The organism is Sphingobacterium sp. B16(2022), from assembly GCF_012030425.1.
GTDB lineage: Bacteria > Bacteroidota > Bacteroidia > Sphingobacteriales > Sphingobacteriaceae > Sphingobacterium > Sphingobacterium anhuiense.
In genome coordinates this window covers 1,158,895-1,171,392 of sequence record NZ_JAAUVN010000001.1, presented here as the reverse complement: position 1 = coordinate 1,171,392, position 12,498 = coordinate 1,158,895, and the positions used below count along the sequence as shown (strand labels likewise).

12 protein-coding genes are annotated in these 12,498 nt (G+C 33.2%); 5 read left to right on the top strand and 7 right to left on the bottom strand.

All coding sequences use genetic code 11. From position 1 onward, the window contains the following. Positions 1-104 precede the first annotated feature (104 nt). Positions 105-338 (top strand): TIGR04139 family peptide modification target, encoded by a 234-nt coding sequence (locus HCX49_RS05130; protein ID WP_021189922.1) that lies wholly within the window; start codon positions 105-107, stop codon positions 336-338. A gap of 284 nt (positions 339-622) precedes the next feature. On the opposite strand, the gene HCX49_RS05125 is transcribed toward HCX49_RS05130, so the two are convergent. The 5 genes from HCX49_RS05125 to HCX49_RS05105 all read right to left on the bottom strand — a co-directional run bounded on the left by HCX49_RS05125 (position 623) and on the right by HCX49_RS05105 (position 6,229). Continuing rightward, a complete protein-coding gene (locus tag HCX49_RS05125; RefSeq protein WP_168126398.1) occupies positions 623-1,174 on the bottom strand; it encodes a hypothetical protein in 552 nt (183 codons plus the stop codon). Between the two features lie 156 nt (positions 1,175-1,330). Next, positions 1,331-1,855: a hypothetical protein gene (locus HCX49_RS05120; protein ID WP_132767736.1), complete on the bottom strand. Its 525-nt coding sequence runs from the start codon at positions 1,853-1,855 to the stop codon at positions 1,331-1,333. 279 nt (positions 1,856-2,134) lie between these two features. Further along, positions 2,135-3,601, bottom strand: coding sequence for a sigma 54-interacting transcriptional regulator (locus tag HCX49_RS05115; RefSeq protein ID WP_168126397.1), 1,467 nt, complete (start codon positions 3,599-3,601; stop codon positions 2,135-2,137). Positions 3,602-3,660: 59 nt separating this feature from the next. Beyond that, positions 3,661-4,782 carry a vWA domain-containing protein gene (locus HCX49_RS05110; protein ID WP_168126396.1) on the bottom strand — a complete coding sequence of 374 codons (1,122 nt, stop codon included), beginning with the start codon at positions 4,780-4,782 and terminating at the stop codon, positions 3,661-3,663. Positions 4,783-5,734: 952 nt separating this feature from the next. Beyond that, positions 5,735-6,229, bottom strand: a complete 495-nt coding sequence (locus tag HCX49_RS05105) for a hypothetical protein (RefSeq protein ID WP_168126395.1) — start codon at positions 6,227-6,229, stop codon at positions 5,735-5,737. A 220-nt stretch (positions 6,230-6,449) separates the two neighbouring features. Here HCX49_RS05105 and HCX49_RS05100 point away from each other — a divergent pair, with 220 nt between their 5' ends. From HCX49_RS05100 to HCX49_RS05085, 4 genes are all read left to right on the top strand, one after another. Beyond that, the gene (locus HCX49_RS05100) at positions 6,450-7,064 is read left to right on the top strand and encodes an MCP four helix bundle domain-containing protein (protein WP_168126394.1); all 615 of its coding nucleotides are present in this window, start codon (positions 6,450-6,452) and stop codon (positions 7,062-7,064) included. Between the two features lie 72 nt (positions 7,065-7,136). Then, positions 7,137-8,159 (top strand): hypothetical protein, encoded by a 1,023-nt coding sequence (locus tag HCX49_RS05095; RefSeq protein WP_168126393.1) that lies wholly within the window; start codon positions 7,137-7,139, stop codon positions 8,157-8,159. A gap of 138 nt (positions 8,160-8,297) precedes the next feature. Then, on the top strand, positions 8,298-8,990 hold the full coding sequence (locus tag HCX49_RS05090; RefSeq protein ID WP_168126392.1) for a DUF1080 domain-containing protein: 693 nt from the start codon (positions 8,298-8,300) through the stop codon (positions 8,988-8,990). A gap of 309 nt (positions 8,991-9,299) precedes the next feature. Continuing rightward, entirely contained in the window at positions 9,300-10,139 is an 840-nt protein-coding gene (locus HCX49_RS05085) for a DUF5694 domain-containing protein (RefSeq protein WP_168126391.1), read from the top strand. 443 nt (positions 10,140-10,582) lie between these two features. Here the strand turns inward: HCX49_RS05085 and HCX49_RS05080 are convergent, their stop codons facing one another. Both HCX49_RS05080 and HCX49_RS05075 read right to left on the bottom strand, forming a co-directional pair. Continuing rightward, positions 10,583-12,112: a sulfatase gene (locus HCX49_RS05080; protein WP_168126390.1), complete on the bottom strand. Its 1,530-nt coding sequence runs from the start codon at positions 12,110-12,112 to the stop codon at positions 10,583-10,585. Further along, positions 12,109-12,492, bottom strand: a complete 384-nt coding sequence (locus tag HCX49_RS05075; RefSeq protein WP_168126389.1) for a BACON domain-containing protein — start codon at positions 12,490-12,492, stop codon at positions 12,109-12,111. Before HCX49_RS05075 ends, HCX49_RS05080 begins: the two co-directional genes overlap by 4 nt. Positions 12,493-12,498: the final 6 nt, after the last annotated feature.

The following is a 12,498-nucleotide window of genomic DNA, read 5'->3' as shown; positions in this document are numbered from 1 at the left end:
TCACCTGCTGTATATAACGAATTTTAGATTTAATAATTAGCAATTGCAACAAAAGCTCTTAGGTCAGGGTAAGGTAATCGCTAATAAAATCTTAAAATTTAATTATGAAAAAGTTAAGTGGAATGAAGAGCTTCTCTTCACTAGAAAACAATAAGTTAGATGAAAAAGCTTTGGAAATGCTACAAGGGGGCCGTCGTTCTATTGGCGCTTCAGTCGTTTATTCGAACTTCCTGAATGCACAAGGTCAACAAGATATTGATACTTATGATCAATATGGGGCATTTGCTGGCAGAATTTGGGATAACTCTTCAGATTGTTCAGAAGCTAATACGTGGTAATAAACTTAGGGATATATTATCTCAATATTCTATTCTAGAAAAAATCAAATAGAATCAAGAAGAGCATCTCTTCTTTGTAAAACAATCAAATATGTATTCTAACTAAGAATTACATATTTGATTGTTTGATGATTTTTTATAAAATAATAAGTATACCAAAATGCGAAGTCTTCATTTACTACTTATATATGATGACCAAAATATTATTGTAAAAAATAATTCTTTTTCAATGCTATTCTATCTAAAATCACATAAACCGTTATCTTAATAACCTCTCCAAAATGCTATGATGTGGCCCAAGTCAAATCTAGTAAGTTTTTAAGTAAATTTTTAGTTTCACACATCAAAATCGGGCTTTTACGCATATAATTCACATTAGATTCAGGGAATACATGTAAAAGACTGGCGTTAAATTTTATTGGAAACTGGCATTTGTCGTCTGAAGTGCTAATTTCTATAAAATGTCCACAATCTAAGTACGAATCTTTGTCAGCAAGATTGGACAAACTAATATTTAAACTGATATTATCCATACTGATTTCTTCTGGGCAACTATCTGTTTTTAAATACAGAACACTACTATTTATATAGCAATAAGATATTCTTTTGGAAATTCTCAATATTATGGAAATCAGAATAAACAAAAATATGCAAATACAAAATAATGTTAATGAGATAGTCTGAATCATCATTTTTATTGATTCAAAAGAAAAAGGAAATTCCATTACCAATGCAATCGATAAATTTATAAAAGCTATGAGGCATAATAAATTTTGATATTTTTTTAATGAGTTAAAATTCTTTGGAGAAAACACTTCTATTACTGAATCTTCCATTTTTATTAATATTATTCTATAATAAATGATAAAAATTAAATTTGAACGCTGATTTTCTTAATCTTACTTCTCATTTTTTGCCAATGATAATGAACGGCGGATATTAACACTAATTTTTTCAAAAAATAGACTTCAATTTATTCGAAGGAGATCAAGTTAATTTTTAAAATAGTTCTTACTAAATTCACTGATAGAAAGAGTATTTACGGATGTGTTTTGTAAAAAATGTTCTACTCTATATGCCCTTAAGCGATCTTTTTTGGTTAATTTCCACATTAATATATCAAAATTTAATTTCGAGAAATCTATTCTTAGTTTTTCTAATTCTAGTCGATGAACTTGCATATCCATCTCTAAAAATTGATCAAAAAGAAGTAGCCTGTTACACAAAAAGTAGACATTATCTTGTTCCAAAAATATATTTCTTTTAAAAGAAGACAGCAAGGAATCTTTAATTCTCACCCAGAAAGATTCTTCCTTAAGAAAAATTAAATTATCCACTTTTTCGACTTCTAGATTCAATCTATTCATTAGATAAGCAACAATATTTTTGGGTGAAATTTGATTTTTATAAAAATTCCTCAAATTATCAATGGATTCCCATCTACTTCTATCCAAAGACAAATCAATTTGATTTATATAAGCATATAAAAATACAACAAAAGCATAATCTATTTTCATCACTGCATTTCATATAAAGTTTACTATTTCCACCAATTCTTACTAAAAAAAGACTCTATTCTTTTCAGATTTGGAGGAGCGCCTACAATCACTAAAAGTTAAAAATCAGCAAGTCAATATAAGTGACTTGCTGATTTTTAATATTATCAAAATTTAGAATCAAAATTTTACATCATAGCTCGCCCGGTGAAGATAATAAACAGCAAATAAAACAAAGCATATTTTTTCATCATTTACGTAAGTAATGAAAAAAATATATGATTTTCCAGTGCTAGCTTGCTATAGATTGTTTCTCAAATATTCTTGAAACTTATCTTGAAACTGCAAACCGCTACCTACTCTGTATTTACTTAACTTGTTATTGAGCGTAAGTCCCCATAGGATGAATTCGGTCAGAAAATAGAAATCTTCAGGCTTCGTCTGTGGCTGATACTGCTGTATCAAACTGCGGATAGGTGTCACTTCGTCCAATGCATGTTCGTAATCTACATCAGTGAGTTCATCGGATAATTCAATACCCTCCGATTCCGAGAACCAGCGGACAATATCATCGTAGGGATAGCGTTCATTTTCCTTTTCAAACTTCTCAATTTTTGGAAATAAAGTAAGAAATATACTTTTAACGGCATTCTCAATCAACTGAATTGCCACAGTACCGGCTCCCTCCTGCTCACCTTCATATACGAGCTCAACCTTACCGGTTATAGCCGGCACAATACCCATAAAATCGCTCAATCTTATTGCTGTGGCCGGAGCTCCATTTTTGAGCATCCGCAGTTCGGCAGTACTTAATAAGTTTTGAAATGCGGTAATACTCATACGCGCACTGACACCACTTTTTTCATCAACATATTCGCTATTGCGGGCTTCAAAACTGATCTGCTCAATCAATTCACGAGCCAGTTCTGGAACATATATTTGTTCTTTTTGTGCCGCTTCCAAGTTAGCTTCCTGAGCAGTAATGGTTTTCGCAATCGCTACTGTTTCGGGGTAATGTGTTAATATCTGTGATCCTATCCGGTCTTTTAGGGGCGTTACGATACTTCCTCTGTTGGTGTAATCTTCCGGATTTGCAGTGAACACAAACTGGACATCCAACGGCAGACGTAATTTAAATCCGCGGATCTGGATGTCTCCTTCTTGCAATATATTAAAAAGTGCTACCTGAATTCTCGCCTGAAGATCGGGCAGTTCATTGATAACAAATATCGAGCGATTTGCCCGTGGAATCATGCCAAAATGAATCACACGATCGTCTGCATAGCTCAGTCTCAGATTTGCGGCTTTGATCGGATCTACATCGCCGATCAAATCTGCGACAGTTACATCCGGAGTAGCCAGTTTCTCTGCAAAACGATCACTTCTATGAAGCCAATCAATCGGTGTATCATCACCCTTTTCCTTTAATAGTTCTACAGCATAACGCGATATTGGGTTATAGGGATCATCATTAATTTCAGAGCCTTGTACCACAGGTATATATTCATCTAATAGATTAACCATAAGTCTGGCTAGACGTGTCTTTGCTTGCCCACGAAGACCTAGGAAATTGATATTATGTTTGGAGAGGATAGCTCTTTCTAGTTCTGGAATAACGGTGTCCTCGTAGCCGTGTACTCCAGTAAATACGGTTTCGCCGTTGCCTATCTTTGTAATCAGATTCTGACGCAATTCTTCTTTTATCGTTTTAGGTTTATAGCCAGAAGCTTTTAGTGCGCCAAATGTTGTTATCTTCGTGTAATCCATATGTTTTTATAATGAAGCGCAAATGCTGCGCAAAATGTATATCTTATTAACGTAATTGTTTATCGTATTCTCTTTCTACGATTTTCTTCGTAATCCTCAAAAATCATTTCTCCGAGATCTCCAAGTCCTGTATAGTAAGCCTTTCCCTGATTTGAAGCCGTAAATTCGTCAACAAATTCCTGCAGATAGGGATCTGAAGTGATCATGAAGGTTGTAATGGGTATTCCCAGCTTTCTGGCTTGTGCGGCCATACTATAGCACTTGCTGGTGATAAAAGGATCTAAACCCATCGGATTTTTATAGTAACTACCATCGGGCAAGTTTAAACAGCTCGGCTTTCCATCAGTAATCATAAATATCTGCTTGTTAGCATGCCGTTTACGTCTGAGGATCTCCATCGCCAACTTCAAGCCTGCGACCGTATTGGTGTGAAATGGTCCTACTTGCAGATAAGGTAGATCTTTTATCGCTATAGGCCAAGCATCATTACCAAAAACGATGATGTCCAGTGAGTCCTTGGGATAACGTGTCAGGATAAGTTCTGATAAAGCCATGGCCACTTTTTTTGCGGGTGTGATCCGGTCTTCACCGTATAGAATCATACTATGGCTAATATCAATCATCAACACGGTACTCATCTGTGATTTAAACTGGGTGTCTTCGACAACGAGATCATTTTCTGATAAGGCGAACTCTCCTATTCCATGATTAATCTGCGCATTTTTAAGGCTCTCCGTCAAGGCTATTTTCTCAAGGCTGTCCCCATACTGATAGTTTCTGAAATCGCCCATATTTTCATCACTCCGCCCTTGGTGATTGGTTTTATGGTTGCCGGACTTTCCTTTTCGCATCTTTCCAAAAATCTGATCTAAAGCATGCTGCCGTAAGGCTTTTTCCAGCTTTGAGGTAATAGAAGAGCTACCATTGCCGCCTAGTTCCAATTTTTCTCTGATGTATCCTTTATTCTTCAGATCTGCAATGAAATCGTCAACGGTATATGCTGAAGTGGTCAGTTTAAACTCTTTGTCCAATTGCCGCAACCAATCAATAGCTTCATTAAAATCACCGGAGGTGTGTGTAATCAGTTCCTTGAAAATATCAAATAATTTGTCAAAAGGCGTTTGAAACGGCTCGTCATATTGCTTAAAGATAAAACCCTTATTTCGTTTCGTACTGTTCATGGATTCATTTTATTAGCATAAATGAAGCTATTCGCATATTGTAATCGGAATAACTTCTCAGGTTGAATTTACGAAATAAAAATCCTTATAAAGAATTCAAGATTCTTTGTGATATGAAGAATAATTTTTGTGGCAAGAGGGTTTTGAACTAGTCCTTTTTGTTGCAAAGATTAGATCACTTCCATCAACAAATACTATCGAATCTATATTGCCTAGAATAAATCATTCTTAACAATCTGATATCATCTCTCAAAATGTTGAATCATAAATGCAAAAATTAGCTTTATCTCGCCTTTAGCAGCTCGGGGAAAATTATGCGATTCGAATATTCGGTAAACGCGATATATTTAATCGCTATTTATATGATTTTTAAATGACGAGGTATTAAAACTGATAGAATTAAAAAAGCGATAAAAAATATCTGGATAATGCGCAGATTTTATTATTTGTATCACATATTGTTCTGGTTTATTTTCAGTTATTAAAAGATTAATATTTGCATGAAGTTTTAGAAATTCATTTAAATTATTTTTGAATCTTTTATTTAACATCATATAAGTTGAATGATCTATTTTTCTATTTTGGCTTAACAAATAATCTAAACAGGATAATTAATAAAATAATTCTTTTTTGAAAAAAGTATTACTTTAATTATCTTCAAAAGATGGTCTGAACAATAATCTATACTATCAACTAGTACAATAGCATCATCAAGTGTTTGATTATTGTTCTTAAATCTACTTGATCTGTAAAATTCTTCTAAATTTTCATGTGGCATCCACTTTAAAAAAATTATATTCATTAATAAAATCACTTCTATACGAGAGTTTGGACAATATAGTAATCATTTCCTGTTCTGAAATTGGGTTCCTAACTACTTGTTCAATATCTTTCATTTTGCCCATTTTAATAACTATATCAATTATTGGATCGTCACGAACCTATTATATTATCACTTTTTAAGCCATTTTAATTTTTTCTGTTGAAGATTCCCATCACCTTCAATTAAAAGCATTCCACTTTTTTCCAATTTTTCTCTTATCGATGTAATATTAGGTTTTAATTCATTTATTTCTAATAGTAAATATGCATCATTTTGATAAACGAAAGGCAAATTCCCATGATTCTCGTGTTCTAAATAATAAATTACTTTACTTATAGGTTTTCTATTCATGCGTCCAAAATCACTTATAGAGCATTGAAAAATTTTAATAAAATCGGCGGACAAATTATTTCTATTATTTACATAAAAACTTGCGATATATAGCTTTATACCCATTTGAAGTTTTTCATCTGGTATTAATGTATGATCTATATAAAGATTGACCTTTTTAAGATCTTCATTATAAATTATTGATGTATCATCTTTATCCATAAGAATATAAACCTTCTTAAACTCTTGATGAAGAGAAATGAATAATGTAACGATAAATAATAAAATTTTCATTTTTGTATAGTATGAGTTATAATTCAATTTTGACTATTGTCTATAGCATGGTTTAATCCCTAATAAGTGAGTAAACAATGTAGATGTTACTATAATTCTGTTCTACGTCATCTAAATTGCTTCAACGACGAAAACTAAGGATAAAAAACTACTTTTTCCTCTTTAGCTTAATTTTTATTAAATTGCTATTCTTCAGTTTTTTTACCAAAATATACGACCAATGTGGACTTTTACAGTGAAAAATAAAATTAAGGCTGCGATGTTGTTTTTCTCTGTCCTTTGTTTGGTGATGTTGACCAATATTCAAGAGCAACACTTGGTCAAAAGAATTAATGAATCGGTAACTTCTTTATATTCGGATCGCTTAGTGGTGGCTGATTATATTCACAAGCTTTCAAATCGCATGGAGAAATTACTTGTCTTACTATCTGCACCTCAATATTCATCTAAAAACGTTAATTTGGAACTAGATAAAATCAAGCAAATCAATACACTTTATGAAAAAACTGTGCTAACAGATAAAGAAAATGTCAATTTTAATACATTTAAAATCTATATTCAACAAATAGCGCAAAATGTTAATGCCACAGATCATGCTAAAGCTATTGAGATCAGCAAACAAGCACGACAAACTTTAGAAACATTGTCTTCGATTCAATTGGAGGAAGGAAAAGTCAAGCTAGATGAAGTAATCAGTATGACGAGCAGAAGTAGATTAATGTCTTACATCGAAATCGTGATCCTAATTGTTATTGCAATATTAATTCAAATTTTGGTGTTTTCCGCTAAAGTTGAGATGGGTGCAAAAGTTCCAAAAGATCATAACTTAAATTAATTGCTTCCTGTACATTTGAGTAATTATGAATTTTGAACAAAAATTTATAATTTTATTATCATAGCCATAATTATGAATTATATTATTTTACTATTTCTGATATTATTCACATCTTTTTCACAGATCTGCTTTGCGAACAAAAGAGAAGATTTCAACATAGATGGTTCTCACCCAGATACGACATATATCTATTTTAATAATAATGGAGAAATTATCACTTCAAAGAAAGATTCATACTCCTATCAAAAAATAGTTCCTTATGGAAACGATTCATTAAATCTATTTAATATCACAAGCTATTATACTGATACAGATTCTTTAAAATCTAATGGTTACAGTGGTAGGCTTAATAATCCATTTGAATTTGGTCTCAAATATATTGGTGAACTTGTTTCTTATTATCCCAATGGCAATTTAGAAAGTTTAGAAAAGTTTAACGAATATTCAGAGCCAATTGATTCTTCATATTATTATTACCCAAATGGTAAGCTAAAGATGATTATTGTTCATGAGGAAATTGGTAAAAAAATATTTTCTGGAACAACAGATACTCAACCTTTTTACTTATTGTATCTCGATTCCATTGGAAATTATCTTCTTAAAAGGGGAAATGGTTTTTTAAGAATTGAGAATGCGAGAGAAGATTATACAGAAGGTGAATTAAAGAATAATGAAAAAGTGGGAAAATGGAAAGGTAGGAATATGGGAACTTTTTATGAAGAACTTTACCAAGATAATCAATTGGTTCAAGGGAAAAGATTTAAAAAAAATGGAGAAGTTATTATATATTCTCAAGAAAATGTAAGAAGTATGGCTACATATCCAAAAGGAATGGATGTATTTATGAAGTCATTATATAAAAATCTAAGCATACCCCAAGACCTCATAAAGGATGTATCAAGTCAATCTATTTCTGTCACCTTTACTATTGATCGTGGCGGTAATACTAATAATTTTCGAATTTCTGAAAAAGTACCTTTAAAAGTACGAGAGCAAATCGTTAGTGCAATAAAACAAATGGGGAATTGGAACCCCGGACGGTTGCAAGGTATGGAAGTAAATATGGATTATACAGTTCCAATCCGAGTTAAATAAATATTGCTTACGACTATCACATTACCTTGTCAATTTTAATCGTTTAAAAGAGAATCGAATCTAAGTAAAAACTAATATTCCTATGAAAATTATTATGTATGTTTGTTTTAACGATAATCATTCAAACCTAAACCAAATATGAACTTTTATTATTCTGCTCTTTTTATTGTCAGCAGCTTAGCGTTTTCCCTATCTTCGTGTGCGCAATCAAAAAACCTATTTAACGGCAAGGACTTAGCTGGCTGGCATATCGATGTTCCAGAAATGGACAAAAATACGACTGTAAAAAGCCCTTTTCTTGTCAGAGATGGGATGCTGGTAAGTATGGGTAATCCAAATGGCCATATTATAACCGATAAGTCGTATAAAAACTATAGTCTGGATGTCGAATACCGTTTTGCAGGAAAATCAGGAAACTGCGGTGTACTGGTGCATGCCTCTACTCCACGCGCGCTTTATGGAATGTTTCCAAAATCTATTGAAGTACAGATGATGCATGAAAATGCGGGAGACTTTTGGTGTATTGTGGAGGACATTAAAGTACCAAATATGGTTGAGCGTCGAGGTGAACCTGCTGAATGGGGCATTACAGAAGATAAAAAACGTCGGATTTTGAATCTTACCGACAATTCTGAGAAACCTCTTGGTGAATGGAACAGTATGAGGATTGAATGCTTAGACCGGAAGATAAAAGTATGGGTAAATGGTGACCTTGTAAATGAAGGTTACGACTGTACCGCAAACAGTGGTCAGATTGCGCTTCAAGCTGAAGGTGCTGAGGTTGAATTCCGTAAGGTTTTACTAACGCCAATAACGCAACTTTCTAAATAAATGATAATGACAACAAAGCATTCATGCAAGTCTAAGCAATCATGCATTTGCAATAGTTAGTTAGTTGCTATAAAAAAATGAAAATCTAGAAAGCCATTCCTAACGGAATGGCTTTCTAGATTGATGACACTTTGTAGCATTCTGTTCAGATTTACTGTTTACATTCAAAATCGATAGTCTCAGGCGCAACTCTTTCCAGATCCGAAAAGGCTCCATTTACTTTATAAATTATACCCTTTTTTATATTTAACAAGCAAGTGATTTTATATATTTGCAAAAAATCAATAACTTAAATAAATATAAATAAACATGGGCAAAATTAACTTCATCTTATTTTTCTTACTTTTTCAACTCTCATTTGTATCGGCTCAAGAAAAAGTAAAAGTCATATTATTAGGAACTTATCACTTTAATAATCCTGGAAATGATATGATCAAACAAAAAGACAGAAATATATTATCTAAAGAAAGCCAACAAGATTTAGAAGAAATTACGAATAAAATTAAGGCATCTGCTTATAAACCCGATCAAATATTTGTCGAGAGTAATTTTAACAAAAAGAACGAATTGAATGCAAACTACCAATCATATTTAAAAGATCAATATCACAAGTTCACAGATACAATAAAAAGAGAACGGTTAAAAAGATATTATATCGAAGGTGAAACTTTTCAATTAGGTTATAGATTAGCGAAAAAATTAGAACACCAAGAATTATATCCTATTGATAGTATGATAGAAATGAGATTTGATATTTTATTAAAAGAGGTAAATTCAAATCCAGCTTTGAAAGAAGAATTTAGTAAAATTAATGCCTCTTTGTCGGATAACTGCCTAGAAAAAAGCAATCTGAGTGATATATTTATATGTATAAATAAAAAGTCCAACTTGGATAAAAACATTGGTTTTTATATTTCATTTGCTAATAAAGTGATGACTAATAAAGATTATTTAGGGTCCAATCTCGTTACTGACTGGTATAAAAGGAATTTGGTTATGTACGCTAATATTCAGAATCAATTAAAACCTCATACCAAAACTATTCTTGTTCTGGTGGGGAGTGGACATGCTGCTATACTAAGACAGTTTTTTGAGGTCGATAAAAACTTTGAACTTGTTGACTTAACGAAAGTCTTCGATGCTAAGTAAAAACTCTTCCTCCAGAAATAGCGAATAAACTAATTTTATATAAAAAAATGTCATTATTTATTTAAGATAATGGCATTTTTTATTATGTTAAACACGATATTTATTCTATACCTTTAAGTATGCAACCATTCGTTTCCATTTTATGCGACAAATACGGAATTTCTTCCGAATTAGTCTCTCAGCTTCTATTGAAGATGGAGAAGAAATCATTTGGTAAGCATCGACCTACTTCTTGAAGAGAAATGCCTAACATGGTCCATAACAAGTGTATCAATGTAATCTTCGTTTGGCATTTAAATTTTGAACTATTTAACAAGAATATTTATTAAAGAAAGCCGTTTGGAATACCAAACGGCTTTAAAATTGATTTAAATTATACCTTTAAGCTATTTTATATTTGAATATATTTTCGAAATTGTTCAGAATGTACTATAGATACAGTGCTAATCGATATTTATCTTATAGATTGTAGCTGCCTCCGTATCGTCAAAAAGATGAATTTGCTTAACTAGCTTTTTCTTCATCATTTTCACGATGGAATGATAGGCCGGATCATGATAGACATTATGAAGTTCTTGAGAATCTTTTTGTAAATCGAAAAGTTCCCATGTCTCCTGACGTTTATAATATCGGATTAATTTGTAACGGTCATCACGTACTCCAAAATGTGGGTTGACAGCATGTTCTCCATTTTCAAAGTAATGATAGAAAAGATCTTTCCGATGTTCTGTTGATGGGTTTTTGAGCACATGTACAAAAGACTCGCCCTGCATGTCCTTCGGTTTTTTGACTGATGCAAGTTCCAGGAGAGTCGGTGCAATATCGGCATTGACGACCTTTCCATTGATTTCAGTATGGGGTTTTAAAATTGGCGGGTAGCGCATGACCATTGGTGTACGGAAGGACTCTTCATACATCCACCGTTTATCAAACCAACCATGTTCGCCCATATAAAAACCTTGATCGGACAGATAGATGACAACTGTATTTTCCTTTAATTGCTTATTGTCTATGTAGTCCAATACTTTTCCGATGTTCCTATCCATGGATTGTGCTGTATTGAGGTAATCGGTCATATAGCGCTTGAACTTCCACTCGGCTAAAGCTTTTCCGGTCAACTTGGATTGCTTAAGTTCTTCATAAATCGGTCTGTAATAATTGATGTATTTTTCTTGCTGTGCTGGTGTCATTCGTTTGAAATTACCATCCTGCATCATCGCTTCAACAGATTCGAACATCTTTAGATCGTAGCCCATGCGCATATCCTTATCAATAGACATCTCCTGAAGCTTGGCTGGTTTACGGCTTTCGTAATCGTCGTAAAAGGTTTCCGGCAATTTAAAATCGACGCTGTCATAGGTGCCAAAATCTGCAGGATCGGGCATCCAGGTACGATGGGTAGCTTTATGACCGATAACCAAGCAAAAAGGTTGTTCTTGATTTATGGTATCGAGCCACGTTAAAGCTTTATCGGTCACAATATCTGAAACATATCCCTCACTTCGTTTACGTCCCTGTTTACTGATAAAATCTGGATTGAAATATGTGCCTTGATCGACCAGAATGTCAAAATAATTGAATCCTTGTAATTTGTCTCCCAAATGGATTTTACCGACCCAGGCGGTATTGTACCCGACCTGCTGGAGCTGTTTGACAAATAGATCTTGACTAAAATCAAACTCGGAGGTCTCATTATCCTTAAAACCATTTTTATGGCTATACTTTCCGGTCAATAAAGTGGCCCTACTGGGGCCACATATTGAATTATTGACAAAAGCATTTTTAAAAATAGCACCCTCATTGGCGATACGATCTATTTGGGGTGTTTTTCCATATTTTGAGCCATATGCCCCTATGGTTTGATATGCATGGTCATCGGAAATAATGATGACGACATTGGGTTTTTTTTGTCCATAAACATGTCTTCCTGTAGTCAAGGCAAGCGCTAGAATTATAATAAAACTTAATTTCATGATCCCTTTTGTTTAAAATTGATAATTACTTCTTCTTTGGAAGTCGAGTTTATTTTGACCCAGCCCGATCGATCTTGACCTGAATCATTGGCCTTAATCGTCAGTTTCTGTGTGACATTACCAGAGCCGTATTTGCGTTCCATAGTGTACCACTGTACGTTTGCAGGTAAAGTAACCCACCAACCATTGGTGGTCCCCTCAATACTTATGGTATAAGTACTTGCTATTTTCTCTATTTCGTTTGTCACGGTACTGGTCATCTGAAATGGACCAGCGACAGGTTTAGCAGGAAGGTCTTCTTTTTTGCAAGCAACTAACGCGAATAAAATGAGGAGTATAAGGAAACCGATGTTTCCTTTTTTATAAATGAATATCTTCATGATAGT